The organism is Ruegeria sp. K5 (genome assembly GCF_056531805.1).
Genome location: NZ_JBQFML010000001.1, coordinates 625,196 through 650,224, shown reverse-complemented (window position 1 = coordinate 650,224; position 25,029 = coordinate 625,196). Strand labels below are relative to the sequence as shown.

Genomic DNA, 25,029 nt, shown 5'->3' with positions numbered 1-25,029 from the left:
TATGAAAAAGCTGCTTACAGCAACTGCAGCAACCGCTCTGCTGGCGGGCACCGCCATGGCCGAGGATGTAAAGCTGGGCATTCTGTTCGGTTTCACCGGCCCCATCGAATCTCTGGCACCGGCCATGGGATCGGGCGCGGAAATGGCGATTGCCGAGGTCAGCGAGTCGGGCAAACTGCTGGACGGCAAGACAGTTGTTGGCACCCGCGCCGATACCGGCTGTATCGACAACGGTCTGGCCACCTCGAACGGTGAGCGCATGATCGCGGATGGCGTTGCCGGCATCATCGGCGGTGACTGCTCGGGCGTGACCGGCGCGATCCTGCAGAACGTGGCGATTCCGAACGGCATGGTCATGATCTCGCCGTCGGCCACGTCGCCCGGCCTGTCGACCATGGAAGACAACGGCCTGTTCTTCCGCACCGCCCCGTCGGACGCGCGCGAAGGTCAGGTGATGGCGGACATTCTGAATGACCGTGGCATTAGCTCGATCGCGCTGACCTACACCAACAACGACTACGGCAAGGGCCTGGCGGATGCGATCCAGTCCTCGTTCGAGGCGTCGGGGGGTGAAGTGACCATCGTGGCCGCGCATGAAGACGGCAAAGCCGATTACTCGGCCGAAGTGGGCGCGCTGGCCTCGGCCGGTGGCGACATTCTGGTTGTCGCGGGCTATCTGGATCAGGGTGGTCTGGGCATCATCCAGTCGGCGCTGGACAGCGGCGCGTTTGACACGTTCGGTCTGCCTGGTGGCATGATCGGTGACTCGCTGCCTGCGAATGTCGGCCCCGACCTGAACGGCTCGTTCGGGCAGATCGCCGGTTCGGGTGGTGAAGGCGCCGAGAAGTACTTTGCCATGGCAGAAGCCGCGGGCTTTGACGGCTCGTCGCCGTATTCGCCTGAATCCTATGACGCCGCCGCGCTGTTCATGCTGGCGATGCAGGCCGCAGGGTCCACCAACCCGGCGGATTACGGTGCCAAGGTGATGGACGTCGCGAACGCGCCGGGTGAGAAGATCTATCCGGGTGAGCTGGTCAAGGGTCTGGAGCTGATCGCTGCGGGTCAGGACATCGATTATGTCGGCGCTTCGGGTGTTGAACTGATCGGCCCCGGCGAAAGCGCGGGCTCGTATCGTGAGATCGAAGTGACCGACGGCGAGAACAAGACCGTCAACTTCCGTTGATCCTGCGCTAAGCGTCATAAAACAAAGCAGCCCGGGCCTTGTGTCCGGGCTGTTTCAATGAAAAAAGGCCGCACCTCGGGTTCGAGGATGGGATAAGAACGCCGAAAACGGCGGCTAGGGGAAAAGATGATCGTCGTCGAGGACGTGCACAAGCATTTCGGCGGATTTCACGCGGTGGATGGGGCATCGCTGGAAATCCAGAAGGGTTCGATCACCGGGCTGATCGGCCCGAACGGTGCCGGAAAAACCACGCTGTTTAACGTGATTGCGGGTGTTCTGCCACCGACGTCTGGCCGCGTGTTCATGGATGGCGAGAACATTACCGGCCTGCCCCCGCATGATCTGTTCCACAAGGGTTTGCTGCGCACGTTCCAGATCGCGCATGAGTTTTCCTCGATGACCTGTCGCGAGAATCTGATGATGGTGCCGGGCGCGCAGGCCGGGGAATCGCTGTGGAACACCTGGTTCGGACGCAAGCGGATCGCGGATGAAGAACGCGCGCTGAAGGCCAAGGCGGATGAGGTTTTAGAGTTTCTGACCATCGAACATCTGGCCGACCACAAGGCCGGTCAGGTATCGGGCGGGCAGAAGAAACTGCTGGAGCTTGGACGCACCATGATGGTTGACGCCAAGATCGTGTTTCTGGACGAGGTTGGTGCAGGCGTGAACCGCACCCTGCTGATGACTATCGCCGACACAATTCTACGCCTCAATAAGGAACGCGGCTATACCTTTGTGGTCATCGAGCATGACATGGATTTCATCGGCAAGATTTGTGATCCGGTCATCTGCATGGCCGAAGGCAAGGTTTTGGCCGAGGGGACCTTGGATGAGATCAAGGCCAATGAGCATGTGATCGAGGCCTATCTGGGGACCGGGTTGAAAAACAAAGACAAACTGGAGGCAGGCGCGTGAATGGAGTGATCCAGATGTGCGCCTGCGGCGCGCTTGAATTGTTTGATTGGGGGCTCTGCCCCCATGACCCCCGAGATATTTTTAGCCAGATGAAGAAGGATCCTGTGAATGGCTGAGCCGTTTCTGATCGGGGACACCATGACCGGCGGTTATGGCAAGGGGCCGGATATTCTGCATGACTGCACCATCGCCGTGGACAAGGGCGAGATTGCGGTGATCGTTGGCCCGAACGGGGCCGGTAAATCCACGGCGATGAAGGCCGTGTTTGGGATGCTGGACGTGCGCGCTGGTTCTGTTCGGCTGGACGGAGAAGATATTACGTCATTGTCCCCGCAAGACCGGGTGAACAAGGGGATGGGCTTTGTGCCGCAAACCCAGAATATTTTTACCTCGATGACGGTGGAAGAGAACCTTGAGATGGGGGCTTTCATTCGTCGAGATGACATCAGCCAAACGATGGAGCAGGTCTATGATCTGTTCCCTATTCTGCGCGACAAGCGCAACCAGGCCGCCGGCGAACTGTCCGGCGGTCAACGCCAGCAAGTTGCCGTGGGCCGCGCGCTGATGACGCAACCGAAAGTGCTGATGCTGGATGAACCCACCGCCGGTGTCTCGCCCATCGTGATGGATGAGTTGTTCGACCGGATTATCGAGGTATCGCGCACCGGGTTGCCGATCCTGATGGTCGAGCAGAACGCCCGTCAGGCGCTGGAGATTGCGGACAAGGGATATGTGCTGGTACAGGGCCGCAATGCCTATTCCGGCACCGGAAAGGAACTGCTGGCAGACCCGGAAGTGCGTAAGAGTTTTCTGGGCGGCTGACTCCGGTATCCTTGCGCGCGGAGGATTGAGTGATTCCGCGCCAAAGTAAGGCGGTTTTGCGGCGAAGATGCTCGGCGTTAGAGGTCGCCTTTCAAAGATGCATTGTAAGCTTATGTTATTACACATCTAATCAGCATCACGACGGTTCGATGTAGCTGCCATTCAATCCAAAGATTGCCCGCTTAAGGATACATTCCGGTCAGAATATTCTCCTATCGCGTGCGTGCTGATGGTCCAGTTCCATCTGCGCCTGACATCGCGCTGCTCGGATTGGCGTGCGCACAACATCAATGAAGAACGACAGGAAACAACAAAAATGACAAAATGGATGATGGCGACGCTGTTCGCATTGGTGGCGTCGGGTGCCGCAGCAGAGGAGCATGTTTTTTCGTGCGTTTCAAATCTGGACGGAACTGAATTTGTCCTCAACAGCGCGTCGGAAGGCAGCGCGGGCACGATTTCGACCATCGACATCGCTGGCGACACTGTGGCCTTTGACGCCCAGGTGTTGAAAGGTGTTGGCAGTGTTACTTTCCTGTCGATGCAGGAAACGCAGGTTCTGACCTATGTCGTGAACTTTTCCGACATGACCTATGATTTGTCGATCAATGGGGAACACTCGGCAAATGACAAAGGGACGTGCACGGAAGGGCAAGTTTGATCTTGGCACGGTTGAGTAAAATTAACCGTTAAATATCAATGTGATATAATTCTTCATTACACGGAATATTCACCGCGACTCAACTGACGGTGAGAACGGATGTAACACCGTTTCCCGACCGACTTTCTGGCTTAGGTCTATTGATGTGATCCGTGTTTGGATTCGACGCCAAACCTGATCTCATCAGACCTAAGACCAGGCGGTAGGTGGCGTGAATACCAGCGCCCCGTAGACCGCCCAAAAGTTGGAAATGTGACCGATGAAGAAGATGATCGCCTTGACCCTTTCGCTGCTGATCCCCCAGCTGGCCTCGGCCCAGAATGCAGGCCCACTGGACGGCGCGGATTTTGTCGTCAATTGCGTGTCGGACAAAGACGGCAGCTCGGTGACCCTCGCCCGTTCGGGTGGCACCAACAAGGGCTATATCGTGACCGACGCCATCCGGGGCGAAGCGACCATCCTATCGGGCATCGGGTCGTTGACATTTCTACACCTGATGGAGCGGGACGTGATCACCTTTGTGGTTGATTTCGACAACCTGAGCTATGACCTGACAATCAAGGGTCCGCACGCCACCCAGGACCATGGTGCTTGTGATGATCCGATAAGCTGACGGATCGTACAATTTTCTCACTGGAACTGTAATTTACGGCCCAAAAACGGGCGCAAAATATTGTGCCCGGCAGGCAGGGCATGCCATAAGGCTGCACTCGGACAGTGAGAAGAACTGATGGATTTACTGAACGCGCTTGTTGCGCTTGCGAATTTTGTGATCGTTCCTGCGATTGCCTATGGGAGCCAACTTGCGCTGGGGGCGCTGGGCGTCACTCTGATCTACGGCATCCTGCGGTTTTCCAACTTCGCCCATGGCGATACGATGGCCTTTGGCGCGATGATCGCCGTGCTGGTAACCTGGGGCCTGCAGGCTGCCGGTGTCAGCTTTGGGCCGCTGCCGACCGCTCTGCTGGCGCTGCCCTTTGCGATCCTAGGCTGTATTGTTCTGGTTCTGATCACGGATCGGCTGGTCTATCGGTTCTATCGCGAGCAAAAGGCCAAGCCGGTGATCCTTGTCATCGTGTCGATGGGCGTAATGTTCATCATGAACGGGTTGGTTCGCTTTGTTATCGGACCCGACGATCAGAGGTTTTCCGACGGCGCGCGGTTTCTGATTTCCGCGCGGGATTTCAAGTCGATGACCGGGCTGAGTGAGGGTCTGGCGATCCGCACATCCCAAGCGATTACCGTTGTTGTAGCCGTCGTTGCGGTAGCTTTGCTGTTCTGGTTTCTGAACAAGACGCGCACGGGCAAGTCGATGCGGGCCTATTCGGATAACGAAGATCTGGCCCTTCTGTCCGGTATCAACCCCGAGCGCGTTGTGATGATCACCTGGATCATCGTGGCGGCACTGGCGACAACCGCCGGGGTGCTTTACGGGCTGGATAAGAGCTTCAAGCCCTTCGTCTATTTCCAGCTTCTTCTGCCGATCTTTGCCTCGGCCATTGTCGGCGGGCTGGGCAACCCGCTGGGCGCAATTGCCGGTGGCTTCATAATCGCATTTTCCGAGGTGACGATTACTTACGCCTGGAAAAAGGTCCTGACCTATCTCGCGCCAGAGACGCTGGCACCGTCGGGTTTGGTGCAGTTCCTGTCCACCGATTACAAATTTGCCGTCAGCTTTGTGATCCTGCTGATCGTCTTGCTTTTTAAGCCCACGGGCCTGTTCAAAGGGAAAGCGGTATGAGCGAAGCAACCAAAAACACGCTTCTGTTTGCCGTGGTCGGCGGGCTGATCCTGATGACCGGTTTCACGCAAAGCTGGAACGCGGCGATTCTGATCCTGAACATGGGGCTGATCTCGGCCATCATGTCGATTGGGGTGAACTTGCAATGGGGCTTTGCGGGCCTGTTCAACGTTGGCGTCATGGGCTTTGTCGCGCTGGGCGGTCTGGCTGTTGTGCTGGTATCTACGCCGCCGACGCCCGGGGCGTGGTCCTCTGGCGGGTATGGCATTGTGCTTGCTTTGCTGTTGGGTGCGGCGACCGTTGTTGCGGCTGTTATGGCGGCGCAGAAACTGCCCAAGGGCAATGTGCGCAACCTGTCCATCCTCGGTATCCTTGTGGCTGGTTTTTTCATCTATCGCGCGGTGTTTGACCCCAGCGTTGCGGGGGTCGAGGCCATCGATCCTGCGATTGCGGGCAACCTTGGCGGCCTGAACCTGCCGGTTCTTCTGGCCTGGCCTGCGGGCGGGCTGCTGGCGGCGGGCGCGGCCTGGCTGATCGGGAAAACGGCTTTGGGTCTGCGGTCCGACTATCTGGCCATTGCCACGCTTGGTATCGCCGAGATCATCATTGCGGTCCTCAAGAACGAGGATTGGCTGGCCCGCGGCGTCAAGAACGTCTACGGCCTGCCTCGCCCCGCCCCCGTGGTCGGGTATGAGATCGACCTGCAACAGGATCCCGGATTCATCGCGCGTGCGGAATGGCTGGGGCTGGACCCGGTAACTGCCTCGACGTTGTCCGTCAAGCTGGGATACTCGCTGCTGTTCCTGATCGTTCTGCTGGTGCTGCTGTGGATGGCGCAAAAGGCGCTGCACAGCCCCTGGGGTCGCATGATGCGCGCGATCCGCGACAACGAAGTGGCTGCCGAGGCGATGGGCAAGGATGTCACCCGCCGCCATTTGCAGGTGTTTGTTCTGGGCTCGGCCATTTGCGGGATCGCTGGTGCGATGATGACCACGCTGGACGGGCAGTTGACCCCCAGCGCCTACCAGCCGTTGCGCTTTACCTTCCTCGTCTGGGTCATGGTGATCGTAGGCGGCTCGGGCAACAACTTTGGCGCGGTTCTCGGCGCGTTCCTGATCTGGTTCCTGTGGGTTCAGGTCGAGCCGATGGGTCTATGGATCATGAACCTGATCACCTCTGGCCTGCCGGACGGCAGCGCACTGAAAGCGCACCTGATCGAAAGCGCCGCGCATATGCGCCTGTTTACCATGGGGCTGGTGCTTTTGATTGTTCTCAGATTCAGTCCAAGGGGCCTGATCCCCGAGAAATAGGCTGAAATCTTCTCAAATCACAAAGCCGTGTCGGCGAATACCGGCGCGGCTTCTTGATTCTTAAAGATTTTTTGCCTAAACCAACCCACCATTCCCGACATTGGATACGTCTTCATTTCTGTCGACGCTCACTCACACACCCTCTCGCCGGTCTTATGAGGCCAGTTACCCAGTCTAAAGAGTAGATCTTAGAACCATGAAAAAACCACTCAGCAAAGTTGTCATCCTGTTGCCGCTTGTTGCGGCAGTTGCGGCCTGTGTCCCCTCGCCCGAAGATCTGGAAACCACACCGGTCAAGGTCAACACGCCCGAGGGTGTTGTGACCTGTCAGCTCTATCGCCATGACCGCGTGACCTGGGACCGGGCCATTGATTTCCCGGCGACCAAGATGTCGGTGCGTCAGGCTGATGCCTATTGCCGTCAGGAAGGCCAGCGCCGCCTGAAAGGTTGAGCTAGCGGTTTCGGAACAATCCACCCAAGATGCCGCGCACGATGCGGCGACCGGTGGTGCCTTTCAGTTCCTTGATCACGGCCTCGCTCATCGCGGTGGCAAACGTGTCTTTCTTGCGCGTCACGCGCGAGGAAGACCGCCCCACCCGACTGCCCGAATATCTGCGGGCCGAGGCGAATTCGCGCTCCATAGCCGTCTGCATTTCCACAACCTCTTCGGCTTCGGCGGCTTCGGCTTCCTTGGCGGCGGCCTCGGCGCGGGCCTGAAGGATCTCAAAGGCCGATTTTCGATCCACGGGTGTGTCGTATTTTGCAGCCATTGGTGACGCAGTCATAACCTCCTGGCGTTCAGCGTCAGAAATCGGCCCCAACTGGGAAGCCGGCGGGCGGATCAGTGTACGTTCGACAATGCCCGGCACACCCTTCTTTTGCAGCATTGATGTGACGGCTTCACCCACACCGACCTCGCGGATTGCCTCTTCGGTGTCAAAAGCTGGATTCTCGCGATAGGTTTCTGCGGCAAGGCGCAGGTTCTTCCGGTCGCGCGCGGTAAACGCCCGCAAGGCGTGCTGCACGCGATTGCCCAACTGTCCCAGAATATCTTCGGGTATATCGGCCGGATTCTGCGTGATGAAATAGACCCCGACACCCTTGGAGCGGATCAAGCGCGCCACCTGTTCCACCTTGTCGATCAGAACCTTCGGCGCATCCTCGAACAGCAAATGGGCCTCATCGAAGAAGAAGACCAGCTTGGGTTTCTCGGGGTCACCAACCTCGGGCAGTTCTTCGAACAACTCGCTCAGCAGCCATAGCAGGAAAGTTGCATAAAGGCGCGGCGATCCCATCAGTTTGTCCGAGGCAAGGATGTTCACAACACCCTGCCCGGCCTCATCCGTGCGCATCAGGTCGGCGAGGTCCAGCGCCGGTTCCCCGAACAGCCGCGTGCCGCCCTGGTTCTCCAACACCAGCAACCGGCGCTGGATCGCACCGATTGAAGAGGTCGAGACATTGCCGTAACGCAATGAAAGCTGCGCCCGGTTCTCACCAATCCAGACCAACAGCGCTTGCAGGTCCTTGAGGTCCAGCAGCGGCATGCCTTCTTCATCGGCCACACGGAAGGCGATGTTCAGTATCCCCTCCTGCGCTTCGCTCAACTCCATCAGGCGGGACAACAGCAACGGCCCCATCTCGGTCACTGTCGTACGAACCGGATGCCCCTGCTCACCAAACAAGTCCCAGAAGGTCACCGGGCAAGCACGGTACGCGAAATCGGTGAATCCGATCCGCGTGACGCGATCCATGAAAGCCTGATGCAGTTTGTGTGTCTCGGTTCCCGGCAATGCCAGCCCGGACAGGTCACCTTTGACGTCCGACAGGAAAACCGGAACGCCTGCCTTGGAAAACCCTTCGGCCAGAATTTGCAGCGTCACCGTCTTGCCGGTCCCGGTGGCCCCGGCAATCAACCCATGCCGGTTCGCGTATTTCAGCGTCAGCCCCTGCGGCTGGCCATAGTCCTGACCGCCGCCGCCCAGAAAGATATCTTCGCCCATGTTTTCACTGCCTTATGTCTCACCGATCCGGACCCAGCATACAAAGTTAACCTTTGACTGCGATAGTCATTTTGCGCGCTTTGCGGTGCCAGCCGCAAAGGCGCACTTCCTCCCTGTTGACTGGCCGTGCCTTCGGGCACGGCTTTTTTGCCCGTTCACGCGGATTAAACTGAACTGACGAGTATATTAAAAGTTCAGGTTAGCAGTTGACCACCGCGTCCCCCTCTCGTAACGTCTGCCACATAACTAAGTCGGCCAGTCCGACGGGGAGAAACATTTATAGAAGGGAGCTGCTCCACCAGCTCCCTTTTTCTTGTTTTTAAGGGGTGGAAACCCTACCTGAGTGGCAAGAAATTGTTCATTTTCGAACCGACCCATCGCTTAGTGCCTGACACCAGCCGTGAACGGTGCTAGAGGAAGAAAAAAAACTCAATCACCAAATATCGAGGCATTCATGATCAAGTCACTCCTTTCGATCAATACGCTCGCTGCTGTCCTTGTTTGCGGCGCTGTCAGTGCACAGGAAACCTCGGAACCCGAGGCCGATAACGGGCTGGACCTGGGCGAGACCGGTCCGCGTGCGGGCGAACAGTTCGTCAAAGAAACTTCCGGCGACTGGGAGGTGTCCTGCATCAAGGCGCAGGAAGGCGAAGACCCATGCGCCATCGTTCAGGTTCTCAACGGCCAGCAAGGCGATCCGATTGCCGAGGTGTCCATTGGCAAACTGCCCGAAGGTGGGGCCGCCGTGGCCTGGGCGAATGTGATCGTTCCGCTGGAAACCCTGCTGCAGGCGCAACTGGCGCTGTCCATCGATGGCGCGCCGCGCAAGCTGTATAACTATCACCACTGTGTGCCGGTCGGCTGCGTCGCCCAACTGGGTCTGAGCCAGGGTGACATCGATGCCATGAAGGCGGGCAGCAAGGCGACCTTCTCGCTGGTGCCCGCACGCTTCCCGGATCAGGTTCTGACCATGGACATGTCGCTGTCTGGCTTCACCTCGGGGTTTGACAGTCTCAGCGTCAACGTAAACTGAGCGATGCTTTCGTCGCCGCAGTGGAAACGCTGCGGCGACTTTCGGGCTGTCGTCAGACTTTCTTCAAAGCCAGAACAGCATTCAGGCCGCCAAAGGCAAAGGCGTTGCTGAGGGCAACATCCACCTTGGCCTCGCGCGCCTCGTTCGGTACCACATCCAGCGCGCATTCCGGATCGGGTTCCTCGTACCCGATGGTCGGCGCAATAACGCCATCCCGCAGAGCCATGATGCAGGCCAGCAATTCGACAGCACCAGTGCCGCCGATCAGGTGCCCGTGCATGGACTTGGTGGACGAGATCATCAGGTCATCCGCATGCGGCCCGAACACGTCTGCAACTGCGGCGCATTCCGTTTTGTCATTTGCTGCCGTTCCGGTGCCATGCGCGTTGATATAGCTGACATCGCTGGCGTTCAGCTTTGCGTCAGCCAAAGCCCCGGCCATGGCGCGTGATGCGCCCTGCTTGCTGGGCATGACAATATCGGCCGCATCCGAGGACATGGCGAACCCGACGACCTCGGACAGGATTTCTGCACCCCGCGCGCGGGCATGTTCGTATTCCTCGAAGACAAAAATGCCGGCACCTTCGCCCTGAACCATCCCGTTACGGTTGGCGCTGAACGGGCGGCAGGCGTCTTTGGACATGACGCGCAAGCCTTCCCAGGCTTTCACGCCGCCAAAACACAGCATCGATTCCGACCCGCCGGTGACCATCGCAGGCGCAGCACCGCTGCGGACCATCTGGAACGCTTGCGCCATCGCATGGTTCGACGATGCGCAGGCTGTTGAAACGGTAAAGCTGGGTCCTTTGAGGTTATGTTCCATTGACACATGGCTGGCGGCCGCATTGTTCATCAGCTTTGGCACAACAAAGGGGTGCACGCGGTTTTTTCCGTCTTCGTAGACCGACCGGTAATTGTCGTCCCAGGTCGAAACACCGCCGCCTGCCGTGCCCAGCACGACGCCGGACCGGGCCGCCAATTCCCCGTGGAATTCGATCCCCGATTGCTCGATGGCTTCTTTGGCTGCGGTCAGTGTGAACTGCGTGAACCGGTCATACAGAGACATCTGTTGGCGATTAAAGCGCCCTTCGGCCTCGAACCCGCGCACCTGACCGCCGATCTTGATGGCCAGACGATCGACATCGCGAAACTCCAGTTCCGAGATACCGCAGCGCCCTTCACGCATGGCCTCCAACGTGTCGGGGACAGAGTGACCCAGCGAGTTGATGGTGCCCGCGCCGGTGATAACAACCCGTTTCATTGTTCCGGGTCAGACCTTTTCCGACACAAGCTGTTCGATGCCCGCAATGATCGCGGCCACGTTCGAGATGTCGAAATCGTTCGATTCAGGTTCGTTGGCGTTGAAGGGAACCGAGATGTCGAACTCTTCCTCGATCGCAAAGATGCTTTCGACCAGACCCAGACTGTCGATGCCCAGATCTTCCAGCGTGCTTTCGGGTGTCACATCCGATGGCTCCAGCACGGCCTGCTCTGCAATGATTGCGATGACGCGGTCGCTGATGCTCATATCGATCCCCTGATTATCAATCTGAGGATGATTTAATCGCTCGGGGGCTGTTTGGAAACAGCCTTTTTAAGTGCCTCAACGTCGCGGGCCAGACGCGGCAACCGGCGTTGCGCTTTGTAGATGTCGGTATGGGTTTCCATCTTGATCCCCGGATAGCCCATGATCACCCGACCGGCGGGCACATTGGACAGGATTTTGGTGCCGCCACCCGAGATTACGCCGTCGCCGATGAAAATGTTGTCCACCACGCCGGTCTGGCCGCCCAACACCACGTTGTTGCCAATATCGACCGAGCCGGACACGCCGGTCTGTCCGCACAGCAGGCAGTCACGCCCCACACGGGTGTTGTGGCCCACATGCACAAGGTTATCCAGTTTCGACCCATCGCCGATCCGGGTGTTGCGAATTGTGCCATTGTCTACGGTACAGTTCGAGCCGACCTCGACATCGTCACCAATTTCAACCGCGCCCAGAGAATGAATGCGCAGCCAGCTTTGCGCCTTCGCCTCACCCTGATCCCCCATGGTTTTGCGCGCGTTTTCTGCGCCAGATACTTCGGGAGTTACAAAGCTGAAACCGTCTCCACCAATCCGCGCGCCCGGTTGGGCGATAAAGCGATCCCCGATCTGAGCGCGCGCGCCGATGCTGACCATTTCGCGCAGCAGCGCCTGTTCGCCAAGAACAGCGTCGATACCAATCGTGCAATGGGCGCCAATTACCGATCCGGCCCCGATCCGCGCCCTGGCCCCGACAACCGCCAAAGGCCCAATCGACACATCTGCGCCAATCTCTGCCGTCGGATCAATCACGGCCGAGGGGTGAATGCCGGGCTCAACCCCCTGCCCGCGATCCAGCATCGATGTTATGCCTGCCATCGCCATGCGCGGACGTTTCACAAAAATCGCCGCGCGCAGGCCCATGGCCTGCCAATCCGCACCTTCCCACAGAACCGCCGCGCGTGCCTCACCACCTGCCAGAGCCTCGGCATATTTCGGTGACATCGCCATGGCCAGATCGGTGGGTCCGGCGTCACCGGGCTCGGCCGCGCGCACAATCGTCAGGCCGGTGTCGCCCTGGCACTCGGCACCAAGGCTGTCGGCGATTTGCTGAATGGTAAACTGCATGGCGGGCTTTCTTTCGGCAGGATTTGCCCCCGTGCTTACCCCTGAACGTCCGGCAGGGCTACCCCTGCCTTTTGCAGCGCGTCCCAAATCTTGGCGTCGCGGTTGTAGACGTCGCGGCGATACTGCACCTCGCCCTTCGGGCCCATATAGGCGGTGCGATAGATCAGATGCACCGGAACCTTCTGGTCCAGTTTCACTGTGGTTTCCTTGCCGGTATTCAGCACTCGGTGAAAAAACGCTTTTGGGTCTTCCTCTTGCTTGGCCAGCAACGCATAGGCGAATTCGAACGGTTGCGCCAATCGGATACAGCCATGCGAGAAGGCCCGCACCTCGCGCGCGAACAGAGATTTCTGAGGCGTATCATGCAGATATATGTTGTACTTGTTGGGGAACATGAACTTCACCAGCCCCAGTGCATTGCTTTTGCTCGGCGGTTGACGCATCGCAAACGGGAAGTTGCGCGCGGTGAATTGGGTGAAGTCCACGGCCCCGCGGTTGACCTGACGGCCACTGCGATCGGTGATCTGGATATGACCCACGGCATTCGGGTTGGATTGCAGCTTGGGCAGATATTCCTTTGTGATGATCGAGCGTGGCACATACCAGCTGGGGTTGATCACCATATGCTCCATCTCGTCCGAAAACTCGGGGCTGCGGCGGTCATGCACGTTTTTGCCGATTACTGCGCGGGTCTCGAACGTGACCTGCCCGTCATCGACGATCTTGGCAGAGAAATCGGCCTGATTCACCAGAATATGGCGGGTCCCACGTTCACGCGGCAACCAACGCTCGCGTTCCAGCGCCACCAGAACCGACTTCAACCGGTCCGATGCCGGGCGGTTCAGTTCCGAAATCGTGCCCTGCCCGGCAACACCGTCCGGCTCCAACCCATGCGCGGTTTGAAAGCTGCGAACAGCCTCAAGCAAAGTGGCATCAAACGAAGGGCTGGCAGTGGGTTTTAGATAGCCCATCGCCACCAAACGGTTGCGCAGCTTGATGACATTTGGCCCTGAATCCCCAAGTTCCAGCTTGGCCACCGGAACACTCGCGCCCCAGCCGCCCTGATCGACCAGAGCCTCCAGTGCGAGTTTCTGCTTCATCAGCGCACGATACTGGCGCGTCTGCGGTGCGAGCTGATCCAGATAGGCCGCACCATGCGTGTTCAGTTGCTGCAGATGTTCCTCGGGGCTGCGCCGTTCCACCTTGCGGACCAGCCCGTCGTCAATGCTGGCCGGGCGCAGGGCACCGGAATACAGATCGTCGGCGTAAGCCAGAAACACCCGCGTCAGTTCAGCCTCGACCGCGCCCAAATCCCGAACAGATCGCGCCTGCCGCATCTGTTCAACCAGCGCGTCTACATCGTAACCTGCTGAGGGCAGACCGTGCATATGGCTGTTGGACAGCGCGTTGATCAACGCGGCGCGCCGGTCGGCATGATCTTGCGAGGCTCCGACCCAGACAGGCGAAAACCCGTTGGTCCGGTAAAACGCCGCAATATCGCTGGATGTCGGAGTGTGCTCGGCCACAGCCATTTGAAACGCGGTGCCCTGAATCGGGTCAGACGTTGTGTTGGCAATGGCTGCTGTGGCCGCAAAACATGCCGCGACAAGGATACTGGTACTGGTCCGCAATACTGAGAACATGGGATGCCCTTGGTTATTCAATAGTTTGCGCTGATGGGGATGCGCCGAACAAATATCATTTTTGCACTCTGCCTTTGTCTATTCACAAATTCCTTACTCGGCCTCTTCTATTTCGGCCTGATGCGCGTTTGCATCGAAGCGGTGCCGAAACGCCTCAATTGCGCAAAAAATGTGCCGGTTGCCCCATCTGCGCAAAAAACTGCCGAAAATTCCCCCTTGAAAAGGTGAGTATCAAACACTTCTTGGCGACCGAATCCGATTGTGCCATAAATTCGCCATCTGGGATGGGAAAATATTAATACAGCGCGCGTAACATCGTGCGCAGGCAGGAACAGTACGGGACGAAACAAAAATGACCAAGAGCAGTACATCGGGCTTGACCCGGCGTGCCCTATTGGGGGCATTCGCAGCCACAGCAGTTGCTGCAGCACCGACTTATTCCAATGCAGCAGGTTTTCTTCGCGGCGGCGGCGACATTCGTCGTATCCGCATGTATTCCGGTCGCACAGGCGAACGGATCGATATGATATATTGGGTTGACGGCAAATACATCAAGGATGCTGTCAAGGAAGTGAACCATTTCATGCGCGACTGGCGGACCGATCAGGTCAAAAGCATGGATTTGCGCACGGTCGACATCATGGCCGCCGCCCACAATCTTCTGGACGTGAACGAGCCTTACATGCTGCTGTCCGGCTATCGTTCGCCGCAGACAAACGCCATGCTGCGTTCCAGATCGCGCCGCGTTGCCCGGAACTCCCTGCACATGCAAGGCCAGGCGGCAGACCTTCGCCTCGGCTCGCGTTCCGTCTCGCAAATGGCCAAAGCGGCGATGTCGTGTCGCGCGGGCGGTGTAGGCCAATACTACCGGTCGAACTTCGTACATATGGATTGCGGCGTGGTCCGCACCTGGCGCGGCTAATCCGCCTCGCCAATACCAATTGTTCCGAACCCCCGCAGATCGTCTGACGGGGGTTTTGTTTTGCGCAATGCGATCCGACCGGAGCGCGGATGCTAAACCTAGTGAAAGATGGCGCACCTGAGAGGATTCGAACCTCTGGCCTCTGCCTTCGGAGGGCAGCGCTCTATCCAGCTGAGCTACAGGTGCCTTGGCCGTTAGCTAACCTTGTTCCGGGTCGGGTGCAACTGGAAATCTGCGCGACCCGGCAAGGTTTCACGCAAACAAATCATGCGCCAGTTCAAGCGCTTCGATCAGCGTGTCGACCTCATCCGTGGTATTATACAGGCCAAAACTCGCCCGGCAGGTCGCAGTGACGCCCAGATGATCCATCAACGGACCCGCGCAGTGATGACCGGCGCGCACGGCGACGCCCTTTTTGTCGAGGATGGTCGAGACGTCATGCGCGTGCCCCGCCCCATCGAGCGTGAAGCTGAAGATCGCGGCCTTGTCCGGGCGGGTGCCCTGGACCTGTAGCCAGTTCAACCCGGTCAGGCGTTGCATCGCATAGTCGCGCAGGCTGGATTCATGGGCGGCGATGTTCTCCATCCCCAGATCCATCATGTAGTCCAGCGCCACGCCCAAACCGATGGTTTGCACGATGCCGGGTGTTCCGGCTTCGAACTTCATCGGCGGGTCGTTATACGTGATCTGGTCCTTGCTGACCTCTTTGATCATGTCACCGCCACCAATGAAGGGGCGCATTTCGGCCATACGCTCGGATTTGATGAAGATCGCGCCGGACCCCGAAGGGCCGTAGAGTTTGTGCCCGGTGATCGCGTAGAAATCGCAGCCGATCTCATCGACGCTGACCGGCATATGAACCGCGCCCTGACTACCGTCCACCAGAACCGGAACACCTTTGGCATGGGCGCCTTCGGTGATGGCTTTGACATCTACAACCGTGCCCAGAACGTTAGAGCACTGCGTCACCGCCACCAGTTTGGTTTTGGGCCCGATCGCATCCAGAACGGCCTGCGGATCAAGGCCGCCATCTGCATCCACATCGACCCATTTCAGAACAACGCCCTGCCGTTCGCGCAGGAAATGCCAGGGCACGATATTGGCGTGATGCTCCATCACGCTCAGCACGATTTCGTCGCCTGCCTCAAGCCGGGGCATGGCCCAGCCGTACGCGACCAGATTGATCCCTTCGGTGGTGCCCGAGTTCAGGACTATCTCGTTCTCATTCGCCACCCCAAGGAACCGCGCAATCGTGCCACGAACGCCTTCGTATTTCTCGGTCGCGAGGTTTGACAGGTAGTGCAAACCGCGATGAACGTTCGAATATTCCTCGGCATAGGCACGGGTCACTGCATCTATCACCGCCTGAGGTTTCTGCGCCGAGGCCCCGTTGTCCAGATAGGTCAGCGGCTTGCCGTTCACCTGCCGCGACAGGATCGGAAAATCAGAGCGGATTTTCTGCACATCATACATAGGGCTGTCTTCCTAGACGGGCGCCACGGGGGCGAGCATAAGGACAAAAGGAACCGCAACCAAAGCGGACAACAAAACCACACCGAACGATTTCCAAAGCGATCCGAACTGATGCGCCTCGTTCAGGAAATGCAACGTGATGTAGAGACTCAGGATCGCGGTGGCCAACAGCAACACCGCCATCAGAAACGGGATCGTCAGGCTCAGGATCAGGACGCCAAGCAATGCCGCGATCTGCAGGTATTGCACCCAGACGATCAGCACCATCATCCCCTCGAACCGCGCCGTTCCACCCAGAAAACGGCCGACGAACAGGAAGGCAAGGATACTGAACATCATCGTACCTGCCGAGCGAACCAATACAATCGGAACGCTTTCCGTAATCGGGCCAGCATCGCCTTCGACAACCGGAATCGACAGATCAATGCCCAACTGGATTATGCAGTTCAGCACAACGGCAAGGAAAAACGCCAGCCAAAGCACCTCGCGCCCCGGGTTCAGGGCCAAAAGCTGACGCGCCGCCTCGGCGGGTTGTCTTAGCGTCAGAACCGCCAGTTGACCCAGGTTCGGAGTATTCATTCAGCGGACCTTTGTACTTGTCGCAGTCCGGATAACCAGAACCAGACAAAAACGGCAACCCAAATCAAACCCACAAGGGTCAGCGTTGGACCAGAGCCGATGAACCCGGCGACCAGCCCGTTCAGCAAAACCAAGGGGGCGGAAGACAGCAAGGCCCAGAACAACGCCAAACGCGCGCCATAGGGCGTCCCTTTGCCACCCGCCAAACGCGCGGCCCAATGCGAGATCAGCGCCAGACTGTAAAAGAACAACGGCAGGATAAAGACCGAGCCCAGCAAGGCACCGCCCAGCAGCATGTTCAGCTCCACCCCTTCAAGATGCGCACGGCGCGCAAGGCTTGGCATCTGGGCGATGAAGGACACAATGCAGAAGGCCATGACGAAAATCAGCGCCCGGTCTTCGCGCGGCCCCATATCCAGAAGCCGGCGCACGACACGCCCCGGCCCCCGGTATGTGGCAACGATATCTGACGACACAGGCATCAGCTACGGCGCGCCAACCAACCTTCCAGACGGCTCACGATGGCCTCGGCCAATGCGCCGTCTTCGATCTCGTCGACGGCCTCGGCCAGGAACGCCAGCGTCAGCATGTTGGTCGCGTCCTTGGTCGGAACCCCGCGCGAGCGCAGGTAGAACAGCGCGGTCTCGTCAATCGCGCCCGAGGTCGAGCCGTGCGAGCAGGCCACGTCGTCGGCGTAGATCTCAAGCTCGGGCTTGGCGAGGAACTGGCTGTCATCATCCAGAAGCAGCGACTGGCTGATCTGATAACCGTCGGTTTTCTGAGCACCTTCTTTCACAAGGATCTTGCCCTGAAAAACGCCGGTCGCACCGTTGCGCAGCACTTTCTTGAACACCTGACGGCTTTCGCAATTCACCGCGTCATGGGTGATGAAGACGGTGTCATCGTGATGAAAGTCACCATCGCCGACACAGGCCCCCGCCACATGCGCGACGGCGCCATCGCCGGTCAGTTCGACAACCTGTTCATTTCGGGTCAGCACACCATTCACGGTCAGGGTGAAGGACTTGTAGACAGACTCGGTGCCCAGACGGGTGAACATATGGGTCGCGGCCCGACGCTCCCAATCCCTGCCCTGCGCGCGGACGTGATGCAGCGTGCCGTTATCGGCAATGTCGATCTCCATACACTTGTTGAAGCGCGACGCGGCGGGGCCGGTTTCCAGAATGGTCGCCTCGGCACCGCTTTCGACGCGGATTACGTGGTGCAGGATCGCGTCAGACGTCGCGGACTCGTGCCGGTAGATCAGGTTGATCGGCTTGGACGGCTTGCCCGTTACATGAATGGCAACCCCGTCCGACGCAAAGGCGGTGTTCAGCGCGGCCAGTGGGCGCTGCACCGGAACCTGTCCGCGGGCTTCCAGAACGCCATACAGGTCTTTGGCCCAGTGGATATCCTTGCAGCAGATATCCTCCAGACGATCAATGCTCACGCCTTCCTGCGTCAGATCATCTGATTCCTCGGCGCTGAAAACACCGTCGATAAACACGATCTTGAGGCGGTCGAACTCGTCGAACACCAAGGGTTCATCATCCACGAAGACTGCAGCGGGCATGGCCGCAGGCGCGACCAGAGTGTCGGGCCGTGTGTATTTCCAATATTCGTCGCGACGGTTGGGCAGACCCATCTCAAGCACGCGGGCCAGCGCATCTTCGCGCGCGGCGCGGGTGCATCCGGCATCCGGCATGGTCAGCGCTGCCAGCCGCGCCTCGGTTGCGGTTTGTTTGACTTCGGGCAAGGCCATCAGTTCACCTCGGCAAGAATGTCGGCATAACCGTTGTTTTCGACCTCAAGCGCCAGTTCCGGGCCACCGGATTTGACGATGCGACCGTTCGCCATGATGTGCACCACATCGGGTTTGATGTGATCCAGCAGGCGCTGATAGTGGGTGATCACAAGGAACCCGCGCCCTTCGTCGCGCAGCGCGTTCACACCTTCGGCCACCAGCTTCATCGCATCCACGTCAAGGCCCGAGTCGGTCTCGTCCATGATGCACATCTTGGGCTCCAGCATGGCCATCTGCAGGATCTCGTTGCGCTTTTTCTCACCGCCCGAGAAACCAACGTTCACAGGACGTTTCAGCATGTCCGCGTCGATCTTGAGGGTCTTGGCCTTGGCGCGCACCTCTTTCAGGAAGTCGGCTGCCGACAGTTCCTCTTCCCCGCGCGCCTTACGCTGAGCGTTCACGGCGGTGCGCAGGAAGGTCATGTTGCCGACGCCCGGAATTTCGACCGGGTACTGGAACGCCAGGAACACACCAGCAGCGGCGCGCTCTTCCGGCTCCATCTCCAACAGGTCTTCACCGTTCAAAGTGGCCGAACCGTCGGTCACTTCGTATCCATCGCGGCCCGACAGCACATAGCTGAGCGTCGACTTGCCCGAGCCATTCGGCCCCATGATCGCGTGTACCTTGCCGGCCTCGACCGTCAGGTCCACACCTTTGAGGATCTGCTTGTCTTCTTCTTCAAGCTGTACGTGCAGGTTCTTGATTTCCAGCATGTTTTGTCCTTTTGCATCTCGCAAGGGGCATCGTCGCCCCGATAAATCCCTATCCCAGTACCTTGCGGATCAGCCGTGCAGCAATCCAACCCAGGATTACCCCACCACCAACCGCCCAGACCGGGTTGATGAAAGCCATGTGATTGATGTTCACGTAAGCCACCCCCAGCAGGCCGCCCAAAACCGGCAGCGCATAGCCCAGCCAGGTCAGCACATCATCCTTCTGGATGCCGTTCCGGGGTGACCGCGTCATCAGCCGACAGAGCCTTCCAGTGAAATCGCCACCAGTTGCTGCGCTTCCATGGCAAATTCCATCGGCAGCGCCTGCAACACGTCCTTACAGAACCCGTTCACGACCAGCGCCACGGCCTCTTCCTCATCCATGCCGCGCTGACGGCAGTAGAACAGTTGATCGTCATCCACCTTCGACGTCGTCGCCTCATGCTCAACGCGGGACGAGTTGTTCTTGACCTCGATATACGGAACTGTATGCGCGCCGCATTTGTCGCCGATCAGCAAGCTGTCACACTGCGTATAGTTCCGGCTGTCCTTGGCTTTCGGATGCATCGAGACCAGACCACGGTATGTGTTCTGCGCCTTGCCCGCACTGATGCCCTTGGACACGATGCGCGACTTGGTGTTCTTACCCAGATGAACCATCTTGGTACCGGTATCGGCCTGCTGATAGTTGTTCGCAATCGCGATCGAGTAGAACTCACCTTGGCTTTCATTGCCGCGCAGGATGCAGGACGGGTATTTCCAGGTCACGGCCGAACCGGTTTCGACCTGAGTCCACATCACCTTGGACCGATCACCCCGACAATCGGCGCGTTTGGTTACGAAGTTATAGATGCCGCCCTTGCCGTTCTCGTCCCCGGGGAACCAGTTCTGAACGGTCGAATACTTCACCTCGGCGTCTTCTTCGACAATGATCTCGACCACAGCCGCGTGCAATTGGGCGGTGTCACGCTGAGGTGCAGTACAACCTTCCAGATAAGACACGTACGAGCCCTTGTCGGCGATGATCAGCGTGCGTTCGAACTGACCGGTATTCTCCGCGTTGATGCGGAAATAGGTGCTCAGCTCCATCGGGCAGCGGACGCCCGGCGGGATGTAGACGAACGAGCCATCCGAGAACACGGCCGAGTTCAAAGTGGCATAGAAGTTGTCCGACACAGGGACCACGGTGCCCAGGTATTTCTTGACCAGCTCAGGATGTTCTTTGATCGCCTCGGAGATCGAACAGAAGATCACCCCGGCCTTTTTCAGTTCGGCCTGGAATGTCGTCCCGACCGAAACCGAGTCAAACACCGCGTCCACAGCGACCTTGCGGCCTTCGGCGGGCGCATCTTCGGCCCCTTCGACCCCGGCCAGAATCATCTGTTCTTTCAGCGGGATACCCAGCTTTTCGTAAGTCGCCAACAGCTTGGGATCGACGTCATCCAGCGACTTCGGCTTCTCCTCCATCGATTTCGGACGGGCATAGTAATACTGGTTCTGAAAATCGATCGGCGGGTAATGCACCATGGCCCATTTCGGCTCATCCATTTTGGTCCAGCGCTCGAAGGCCGACAGACGCCATTCGGTCATCCATTCAGGCTCTTCGTTCTTTTCCGAAATCAACCGCACGATATCCGGGTTCACGCCTTTGGGCGCATACTCCATCTCGATATCGGTGTCCCAGCCGTATTTGTAGGTTCCGACCTCGCGTACCGCATCCACGGTTTCCTGATCGACACCTTCTTTCACCTGGGTCTGGTCCAAAGCGGCCATAACTTACCCTCCGTCAGATCACGCGGCGCGCGCGCGATGCTTTTTCTCTTTCTCAAGCCACGTTTCAGCGAAACGCAGCACATTCTCTTTTGTTGTCAAAGGACCCAGCGAAACGCGGATCGCGCTGGCTGCTGTGACCTCATCAAATCCCATTGCAGTCAATACCGCGCTGGCACGAACCTTGCCGCTGGAGCAGGCAGAGCCCGCACTGACTGCAAAACCCGACAGGTCCATCTGCATGACCTGCGTCTCGCCCTTCCAGCCGGGGGTCGCGAAACACAGAGTGTTCGGCAGTCGCTTTTGACCTTTCCCGACAAAAATAGGTGATTTAACTCCGGCCTCAAGAGCGTTTTCTAGAATATTTCTAAATTCTTCGACCTGCTCCCAAACACCGTTGGCCAAATCCCGCGCGGCTGCTTCAGCTGCAGCCCCGAACCCCGCGATTCCAATCACATTTTCAGTTCCGGACCGACGCCCCATTTCCTGTCCGCCGCCCTTGATCTGCGCCGCCAGATCAGTGCCGCGTTTCATCACAACCGCGCCAACGCCCTTGGGCCCGCCCAGCTTGTGAGCTGAGATCAGCGCCATCTGCACGTCCAGCCAATTGAACGCAACAGGCAATTTGCCAAACGCCTGCGTGGCATCCGTCACGGCCAGACCCGACGGCAAGGACTGCACAATACCGGTTTCGGAATTGGCCAGTTGCAGTGTGGCGCGCGCCGGATCTTCCAAAGAAACCAGTCCCGTTGATAAAACAGGAATATCTTCATCAATCCAGGCTCTTACTGCATCATGTTCAATCGCGGGCCCATGCATATCGCGCCCTGCCAGCGTCAAGGCCGCACCCTCGGTCGAGCCTGAAGTGAACACCACATCCGCTCCATCCGCCCCAAAGGCCGATGCGACCTGCGCCCGCGCGCGTTCGATCAGCGCCTTGGCGGCACGCCCTTCTGCATGGACCGAGGACGGGTTCCCGCAGACCTCCATCGCCGCGATCATCGCGTCCCGCGCTTCGGGTCGCAACGGCGTGGTCGCGTTATGATCCAGATAAACGCGATTCATGGATGCATCTTTTTTCGGTTGCCTGTAACGTGAAACACCATCGCCTTACTCATCCACCACAGCGAACAGGCTGGGAACAGCAGGACAAGGCGCCAGATCGTTCTTGATCACATCCGACAGCCGCGTCTGATGCAGGAATACGTAAACATGCGCGCTCAACCCCTCCCACAGACGATTGGTCAGGGATTGCGCGCGACTGCCCGAGGACGCGCCGGATGCACCTGCCCCTTTGGTCATCGCGTCAACGGTTTCGTCAACGGCTGACAGAACCTCGACCACGCGAATGTCCGAGGCCGGGCGCGCCAGTCGATAGCCGCCACCGGGGCCACGGACCGAAGACACAAGCTCGGCCCGGCGCAGCTTGACGAACAATTGCTCAAGATACGGTAGCGATATGTCCTGACGCTCTGAGATCTCGCCCAGCGTCACAAGCTGATCCGAGGGCTGCAGCGCAATGTCAGCCAGCGCAACCATGGCGTAACGACCTTTCGTCGAAAGCTTCATTGACAATCCCTCATGGCAAGATGCGCGCGAAATCATTGACGCCGCCGCCGCCAGTGCGTATCTCCGACGGACAGCGACGGTACGCGCCGCTACATATTAGAACCGTTCTAAGGTGCCCGACGATTATCGTCAAGTATATCCGGGCTCTCGGAAGAAAAAGACAGGACCAAAGCACACATGCCCGAGGTGATTTTTCCCGGACCCGAAGGCCGCCTGGAAGGCCGTTACCACCCGCAAAAGGAAAAAGACGCACCGATCGCCATCGTGTTGCACCCGCACCCACAGTTTGGCGGGACCATGAACAACAAGGTCGTCTACAACCTGCACTATGCGTTCTACAACATGGGTTTCACCGTGTTGCGCTTTAACTTCCGCGGCGTGGGCCGCAGCCAGGGCGAATATGATCAGGGCGTAGGCGAGTTGAGCGATGCGGCCTCGGCTCTGGACTACCTGCAGTCGATGAACAACAACTCGAAACACTGCTGGGTCGCTGGCTTTTCGTTCGGTGCGTGGATCGGGATGCAATTGCTGATGCGCCGGCCCGAAATCACGGGCTTTATCAGCGTGTCGCCCCCGGCGAACATGTATGACTTTTCGTTCCTGGCGCCCTGCCCGTCTTCCGGTCTGATCATCAACGGATCAGCCGACCGCGTTGCCCCTCCGGCGGACACCACATCGCTGGTGAACAAGCTGCATGAACAGAAAGGCATCACCATCACCCATAACGAGGTCGAAGGTGCAGACCATTTCTTCCAGGACCGTCACATGGATACACTGATCACCGATGTCAGCGACTATGTGAAACGCCGCCTGACCGAGACCACGCGCTGATGTCTGACACCATCACCACCCTCGCCGCCAAACTGGCCGAGGATACGATGAAGGTTATGGACGAAACCGGCGACGACCGGTTCTTTGTCGAGGTGGGTGAGGTTCTGGGCGCGGCGTCGCAATCGCTGGAAGAGGCATTTCTGACCGAAATCCGCGTCCGGATGGCGGAACGCAAGGCGCGCACCTTTGTGATCAAGCGTCTCAGCGACCACCGCTCAAAAGTGAAAGCTATCGAAAAGCAATGAGTGATCGTCTGTCGGCCCAAATCGCCTTTCTGAAACAGGCCGACAGGTTGAAAACAGTGGAACGGGCAAACGTCCTGCTGGACCTGTCCCGCTGTGAAAACTCGGCCGAGCATAGCTGGCATCTGGCCCTTTGGGCTTTGGTCATGGAGCCATTGGCCGGACCCGAGGTTTCGATTGACCGGGTGATCCGCATGTTGCTGTTGCATGATCTGGTTGAGATCATCGTGGGCGACCATCCGATCCATCTGCAGACCGACTGGCAGGCCGTCGCCAAGGCTGAACAAGCCGCGGCCTCGGAACTGTTTGGCCTGCTGCCCGCCGATCAGGCGGCGGAGTTTCAAAGCCTCTGGCAGGAGTTCGAGGCCGATCAATCCGCCGACGCCCGTTTTGCAAAAATTCTGGATCGCTCTCAGCCCCTATTTCAGGTGCTCTGCGCGCAGCATCCTCGGGCCGATCATATTGACGTCGTGCAAGATAATCTGGACGGTGGGCGCGCAGCTTATCTGGCGCAGGATTTCCCTTTGGCCTTTGGTCATGCGCGGGCACTGCTGGACGGCGCGGATACGGACTCCAACGCATTTACAACACGCCTGCCCTTCCTGGCCGAGGCTGATCAGTTGAAAACAGTCCTGCGCGCCTCGCGCCTGATGGCGTCCGACCGGTTTGAGAATTCTGCCGAGCATTCCTGGCACATTATGCTCTATGCTTGGGTCTTGGCGGAATATGCCGAGGACGGAGTGTCCGAGGCCCGCGCCCTGCGCATGCTGTTGCTGCACGATATCGTCGAAATCGACGCCGGAGATCACCCGATCCACGGACAAGTGGATCACGCCGCCCAAACCGCCAAAGAGGAGGCGGCAGCAAAACGTCTGTTCGGCCTGCTTCCCGAACCGCAGCAAACGCAATTCGCGGCTCTGTGGCACGAGTTCGAGGCGGCGGAGACGCCGGATGCGCGGTTTGCCAAGGCCGTTGACCGGTTCCAGACCCCGGTGGCCAATCTGGAAACAGGTGGCGGGTCGTGGGTCGATTACAACGTAACCTATGCTCAGCTGGAAACACGGGTACGACCGGCGGTTGAAGGCGGTGCCCCGCAGCTTTGGCAGTGGCTACAGCCGCAACTGTCCGCCTTTTTTCAATCGCACAGCACAGAGGACGCATAGCCA

Annotated in this window: 27 protein-coding genes and 1 tRNA gene; 13 read left to right on the top strand and 15 right to left on the bottom strand. The window is 58.6% G+C overall.

Annotation, left to right across the window (positions count from 1 at the left end; genetic code table 11):
- Position 1: 1 nt before the first annotated feature.
- From ACR0MO_RS03305 to ACR0MO_RS03270, 8 genes are all read left to right on the top strand, one after another.
- A complete protein-coding gene (locus ACR0MO_RS03305) occupies positions 2 to 1,183 on the top strand; it encodes an ABC transporter substrate-binding protein (protein ID WP_170450650.1) in 1,182 nt (393 codons plus the stop codon).
- Positions 1,184 to 1,309: 126 nt separating this feature from the next.
- On the top strand, positions 1,310 to 2,098 hold the full coding sequence (locus tag ACR0MO_RS03300) for an ABC transporter ATP-binding protein (RefSeq protein WP_170450648.1): 789 nt from the start codon (positions 1,310 to 1,312) through the stop codon (positions 2,096 to 2,098).
- A gap of 108 nt (positions 2,099 to 2,206) precedes the next feature.
- Positions 2,207 to 2,920 carry an ABC transporter ATP-binding protein gene (locus ACR0MO_RS03295; protein ID WP_170518649.1) on the top strand — a complete coding sequence of 238 codons (714 nt, stop codon included), beginning with the start codon at positions 2,207 to 2,209 and terminating at the stop codon, positions 2,918 to 2,920.
- A 316-nt stretch (positions 2,921 to 3,236) separates the two neighbouring features.
- Positions 3,237 to 3,581, top strand: a complete 345-nt coding sequence (locus tag ACR0MO_RS03290; RefSeq protein ID WP_170450644.1) for a hypothetical protein — start codon at positions 3,237 to 3,239, stop codon at positions 3,579 to 3,581.
- Between the two features lie 259 nt (positions 3,582 to 3,840).
- Positions 3,841 to 4,194, top strand: coding sequence for a hypothetical protein (locus tag ACR0MO_RS03285; RefSeq protein ID WP_170450642.1), 354 nt, complete (start codon positions 3,841 to 3,843; stop codon positions 4,192 to 4,194).
- A 117-nt stretch (positions 4,195 to 4,311) separates the two neighbouring features.
- Positions 4,312 to 5,322 (top strand): branched-chain amino acid ABC transporter permease, encoded by a 1,011-nt coding sequence (locus ACR0MO_RS03280; protein WP_170450640.1) that lies wholly within the window; start codon positions 4,312 to 4,314, stop codon positions 5,320 to 5,322.
- Positions 5,319 to 6,632, top strand: coding sequence for a branched-chain amino acid ABC transporter permease (locus tag ACR0MO_RS03275; protein ID WP_170450638.1), 1,314 nt, complete (start codon positions 5,319 to 5,321; stop codon positions 6,630 to 6,632). The genes ACR0MO_RS03280 and ACR0MO_RS03275 overlap by 4 nt, the downstream gene beginning before the upstream one ends.
- Positions 6,633 to 6,828: 196 nt before the next feature.
- Entirely contained in the window at positions 6,829 to 7,083 is a 255-nt protein-coding gene (locus ACR0MO_RS03270) for a hypothetical protein (RefSeq protein WP_170450636.1), read from the top strand.
- 1 nt (position 7,084) lies between these two features.
- Here ACR0MO_RS03270 and ACR0MO_RS03265 read toward each other — a convergent pair whose 3' ends face one another.
- The gene (locus ACR0MO_RS03265; RefSeq protein ID WP_480889698.1) at positions 7,085 to 8,632 is read right to left on the bottom strand and encodes a helicase HerA-like domain-containing protein; all 1,548 of its coding nucleotides are present in this window, start codon (positions 8,630 to 8,632) and stop codon (positions 7,085 to 7,087) included.
- Between the two features lie 454 nt (positions 8,633 to 9,086).
- Between ACR0MO_RS03265 and ACR0MO_RS03260 the strand changes: the two genes are divergently transcribed.
- A complete protein-coding gene (locus ACR0MO_RS03260) occupies positions 9,087 to 9,665 on the top strand; it encodes an invasion associated locus B family protein (RefSeq protein ID WP_170450634.1) in 579 nt (192 codons plus the stop codon).
- A gap of 52 nt (positions 9,666 to 9,717) precedes the next feature.
- On the opposite strand, the gene ACR0MO_RS03255 is transcribed toward ACR0MO_RS03260, so the two are convergent.
- The 4 genes from ACR0MO_RS03255 to ACR0MO_RS03240 are packed head-to-tail and all read right to left on the bottom strand — an operon-like array spanning position 9,718 to position 13,960.
- Positions 9,718 to 10,926: a beta-ketoacyl-[acyl-carrier-protein] synthase family protein gene (locus tag ACR0MO_RS03255; RefSeq protein ID WP_170450633.1), complete on the bottom strand. Its 1,209-nt coding sequence runs from the start codon at positions 10,924 to 10,926 to the stop codon at positions 9,718 to 9,720.
- Between the two features lie 9 nt (positions 10,927 to 10,935).
- On the bottom strand, positions 10,936 to 11,193 hold the full coding sequence (locus ACR0MO_RS03250; RefSeq protein WP_170450632.1) for an acyl carrier protein: 258 nt from the start codon (positions 11,191 to 11,193) through the stop codon (positions 10,936 to 10,938).
- A 32-nt stretch (positions 11,194 to 11,225) separates the two neighbouring features.
- Positions 11,226 to 12,317 (bottom strand): UDP-3-O-(3-hydroxymyristoyl)glucosamine N-acyltransferase, encoded by a 1,092-nt coding sequence (gene lpxD, locus ACR0MO_RS03245; RefSeq protein WP_170450631.1) that lies wholly within the window; start codon positions 12,315 to 12,317, stop codon positions 11,226 to 11,228.
- Positions 12,318 to 12,352: 35 nt separating this feature from the next.
- Positions 12,353 to 13,960 carry a L,D-transpeptidase scaffold domain-containing protein gene (locus ACR0MO_RS03240; protein WP_170450630.1) on the bottom strand — a complete coding sequence of 536 codons (1,608 nt, stop codon included), beginning with the start codon at positions 13,958 to 13,960 and terminating at the stop codon, positions 12,353 to 12,355.
- Between the two features lie 352 nt (positions 13,961 to 14,312).
- Here ACR0MO_RS03240 and mepK point away from each other — a divergent pair, with 352 nt between their 5' ends.
- Positions 14,313 to 14,882, top strand: a complete 570-nt coding sequence (gene mepK, locus ACR0MO_RS03235) for a peptidoglycan L,D-endopeptidase MepK (RefSeq protein WP_170450628.1) — start codon at positions 14,313 to 14,315, stop codon at positions 14,880 to 14,882.
- A gap of 109 nt (positions 14,883 to 14,991) precedes the next feature.
- On the opposite strand, the gene ACR0MO_RS03230 is transcribed toward mepK, so the two are convergent.
- The 10 genes from ACR0MO_RS03230 to iscR form a co-directional block, all read right to left on the bottom strand.
- Positions 14,992 to 15,068, bottom strand: a tRNA-Arg gene (locus tag ACR0MO_RS03230).
- A 66-nt stretch (positions 15,069 to 15,134) separates the two neighbouring features.
- Positions 15,135 to 16,355 (bottom strand): cysteine desulfurase, encoded by a 1,221-nt coding sequence (locus ACR0MO_RS03225; protein ID WP_170450626.1) that lies wholly within the window; start codon positions 16,353 to 16,355, stop codon positions 15,135 to 15,137.
- 12 nt (positions 16,356 to 16,367) lie between these two features.
- Positions 16,368 to 16,934, bottom strand: a complete 567-nt coding sequence (locus ACR0MO_RS03220; RefSeq protein WP_170450624.1) for a YIP1 family protein — start codon at positions 16,932 to 16,934, stop codon at positions 16,368 to 16,370.
- Entirely contained in the window at positions 16,931 to 17,416 is a 486-nt protein-coding gene (locus ACR0MO_RS03215) for a YIP1 family protein (protein ID WP_170450622.1), read from the bottom strand. Before ACR0MO_RS03215 ends, ACR0MO_RS03220 begins: the two co-directional genes overlap by 4 nt.
- A complete protein-coding gene (locus ACR0MO_RS03210) occupies positions 17,416 to 18,696 on the bottom strand; it encodes a SufB/SufD family protein (protein ID WP_170450620.1) in 1,281 nt (426 codons plus the stop codon). Before ACR0MO_RS03210 ends, ACR0MO_RS03215 begins: the two co-directional genes overlap by 1 nt.
- Positions 18,696 to 19,451, bottom strand: coding sequence for a Fe-S cluster assembly ATPase SufC (gene sufC, locus ACR0MO_RS03205; RefSeq protein WP_170450618.1), 756 nt, complete (start codon positions 19,449 to 19,451; stop codon positions 18,696 to 18,698). The genes ACR0MO_RS03210 and sufC overlap by 1 nt, the downstream gene beginning before the upstream one ends.
- Before the next feature lie 49 nt (positions 19,452 to 19,500).
- Positions 19,501 to 19,704 (bottom strand): hypothetical protein, encoded by a 204-nt coding sequence (locus tag ACR0MO_RS03200; protein WP_170450615.1) that lies wholly within the window; start codon positions 19,702 to 19,704, stop codon positions 19,501 to 19,503.
- Positions 19,704 to 21,224 (bottom strand): Fe-S cluster assembly protein SufB, encoded by a 1,521-nt coding sequence (gene sufB / locus ACR0MO_RS03195; RefSeq protein WP_170518684.1) that lies wholly within the window; start codon positions 21,222 to 21,224, stop codon positions 19,704 to 19,706. Before sufB ends, ACR0MO_RS03200 begins: the two co-directional genes overlap by 1 nt.
- An 18-nt stretch (positions 21,225 to 21,242) precedes the next feature.
- Positions 21,243 to 22,286, bottom strand: coding sequence for a cysteine desulfurase family protein (locus ACR0MO_RS03190; RefSeq protein ID WP_480581117.1), 1,044 nt, complete (start codon positions 22,284 to 22,286; stop codon positions 21,243 to 21,245).
- A gap of 45 nt (positions 22,287 to 22,331) precedes the next feature.
- A complete protein-coding gene (gene iscR / locus ACR0MO_RS03185) occupies positions 22,332 to 22,790 on the bottom strand; it encodes a Fe-S cluster assembly transcriptional regulator IscR (protein ID WP_170450610.1) in 459 nt (152 codons plus the stop codon).
- 177 nt (positions 22,791 to 22,967) lie between these two features.
- Here iscR and ACR0MO_RS03180 point away from each other — a divergent pair, with 177 nt between their 5' ends.
- From ACR0MO_RS03180 to ACR0MO_RS03170, 3 genes are read left to right on the top strand one after another with little or no spacing between them, the layout of a single operon-like run.
- The gene (locus tag ACR0MO_RS03180) at positions 22,968 to 23,621 is read left to right on the top strand and encodes an alpha/beta hydrolase (RefSeq protein WP_170450609.1); all 654 of its coding nucleotides are present in this window, start codon (positions 22,968 to 22,970) and stop codon (positions 23,619 to 23,621) included.
- The gene (locus tag ACR0MO_RS03175; RefSeq protein ID WP_170450608.1) at positions 23,621 to 23,866 is read left to right on the top strand and encodes a hypothetical protein; all 246 of its coding nucleotides are present in this window, start codon (positions 23,621 to 23,623) and stop codon (positions 23,864 to 23,866) included. Before ACR0MO_RS03180 ends, ACR0MO_RS03175 begins: the two co-directional genes overlap by 1 nt.
- On the top strand, positions 23,863 to 25,026 hold the full coding sequence (locus ACR0MO_RS03170; protein WP_480889695.1) for an HD domain-containing protein: 1,164 nt from the start codon (positions 23,863 to 23,865) through the stop codon (positions 25,024 to 25,026). The genes ACR0MO_RS03175 and ACR0MO_RS03170 overlap by 4 nt, the downstream gene beginning before the upstream one ends.
- Positions 25,027 to 25,029: the final 3 nt, after the last annotated feature.

What these genes read in the sequence shown, in the direction of transcription:
- ACR0MO_RS03305 (WP_170450650.1), top strand. Translation starts at nt 2, where the DNA reads ATGAAAAAGCTGCTTACAGCAACTGCAGCAACCGCTCTGCTGGCGGGC.
- ACR0MO_RS03300 (WP_170450648.1), top strand. Translation starts at nt 1,310, where the DNA reads ATGATCGTCGTCGAGGACGTGCACAAGCATTTCGGCGGATTTCACGCG.
- ACR0MO_RS03295 (WP_170518649.1), top strand. Translation starts at nt 2,207, where the DNA reads ATGGCTGAGCCGTTTCTGATCGGGGACACCATGACCGGCGGTTATGGC.
- ACR0MO_RS03290 (WP_170450644.1), top strand. Translation starts at nt 3,237, where the DNA reads ATGACAAAATGGATGATGGCGACGCTGTTCGCATTGGTGGCGTCGGGT.
- ACR0MO_RS03285 (WP_170450642.1), top strand. Translation starts at nt 3,841, where the DNA reads ATGAAGAAGATGATCGCCTTGACCCTTTCGCTGCTGATCCCCCAGCTG.
- ACR0MO_RS03280 (WP_170450640.1), top strand. Translation starts at nt 4,312, where the DNA reads ATGGATTTACTGAACGCGCTTGTTGCGCTTGCGAATTTTGTGATCGTT.
- ACR0MO_RS03275 (WP_170450638.1), top strand. Translation starts at nt 5,319, where the DNA reads ATGAGCGAAGCAACCAAAAACACGCTTCTGTTTGCCGTGGTCGGCGGG.
- ACR0MO_RS03270 (WP_170450636.1), top strand. Translation starts at nt 6,829, where the DNA reads ATGAAAAAACCACTCAGCAAAGTTGTCATCCTGTTGCCGCTTGTTGCG.
- ACR0MO_RS03265 (WP_480889698.1), bottom strand. Translation starts at nt 8,632, where the DNA reads ATGGGCGAAGATATCTTTCTGGGCGGCGGCGGTCAGGACTATGGCCAG.
- ACR0MO_RS03260 (WP_170450634.1), top strand. Translation starts at nt 9,087, where the DNA reads ATGATCAAGTCACTCCTTTCGATCAATACGCTCGCTGCTGTCCTTGTT.
- ACR0MO_RS03255 (WP_170450633.1), bottom strand. Translation starts at nt 10,926, where the DNA reads ATGAAACGGGTTGTTATCACCGGCGCGGGCACCATCAACTCGCTGGGT.
- ACR0MO_RS03250 (WP_170450632.1), bottom strand. Translation starts at nt 11,193, where the DNA reads ATGAGCATCAGCGACCGCGTCATCGCAATCATTGCAGAGCAGGCCGTG.
- lpxD (WP_170450631.1), bottom strand. Translation starts at nt 12,317, where the DNA reads ATGCAGTTTACCATTCAGCAAATCGCCGACAGCCTTGGTGCCGAGTGC.
- ACR0MO_RS03240 (WP_170450630.1), bottom strand. Translation starts at nt 13,960, where the DNA reads ATGTTCTCAGTATTGCGGACCAGTACCAGTATCCTTGTCGCGGCATGT.
- mepK (WP_170450628.1), top strand. Translation starts at nt 14,313, where the DNA reads ATGACCAAGAGCAGTACATCGGGCTTGACCCGGCGTGCCCTATTGGGG.
- ACR0MO_RS03225 (WP_170450626.1), bottom strand. Translation starts at nt 16,355, where the DNA reads ATGTATGATGTGCAGAAAATCCGCTCTGATTTTCCGATCCTGTCGCGG.
- ACR0MO_RS03220 (WP_170450624.1), bottom strand. Translation starts at nt 16,934, where the DNA reads ATGAATACTCCGAACCTGGGTCAACTGGCGGTTCTGACGCTAAGACAA.
- ACR0MO_RS03215 (WP_170450622.1), bottom strand. Translation starts at nt 17,416, where the DNA reads ATGCCTGTGTCGTCAGATATCGTTGCCACATACCGGGGGCCGGGGCGT.
- ACR0MO_RS03210 (WP_170450620.1), bottom strand. Translation starts at nt 18,696, where the DNA reads ATGGCCTTGCCCGAAGTCAAACAAACCGCAACCGAGGCGCGGCTGGCA.
- sufC (WP_170450618.1), bottom strand. Translation starts at nt 19,451, where the DNA reads ATGCTGGAAATCAAGAACCTGCACGTACAGCTTGAAGAAGAAGACAAG.
- ACR0MO_RS03200 (WP_170450615.1), bottom strand. Translation starts at nt 19,704, where the DNA reads ATGACGCGGTCACCCCGGAACGGCATCCAGAAGGATGATGTGCTGACC.
- sufB (WP_170518684.1), bottom strand. Translation starts at nt 21,224, where the DNA reads ATGGCCGCTTTGGACCAGACCCAGGTGAAAGAAGGTGTCGATCAGGAA.
- ACR0MO_RS03190 (WP_480581117.1), bottom strand. Translation starts at nt 22,286, where the DNA reads ATGAATCGCGTTTATCTGGATCATAACGCGACCACGCCGTTGCGACCC.
- iscR (WP_170450610.1), bottom strand. Translation starts at nt 22,790, where the DNA reads ATGAAGCTTTCGACGAAAGGTCGTTACGCCATGGTTGCGCTGGCTGAC.
- ACR0MO_RS03180 (WP_170450609.1), top strand. Translation starts at nt 22,968, where the DNA reads ATGCCCGAGGTGATTTTTCCCGGACCCGAAGGCCGCCTGGAAGGCCGT.
- ACR0MO_RS03175 (WP_170450608.1), top strand. Translation starts at nt 23,621, where the DNA reads ATGTCTGACACCATCACCACCCTCGCCGCCAAACTGGCCGAGGATACG.
- ACR0MO_RS03170 (WP_480889695.1), top strand. Translation starts at nt 23,863, where the DNA reads ATGAGTGATCGTCTGTCGGCCCAAATCGCCTTTCTGAAACAGGCCGAC.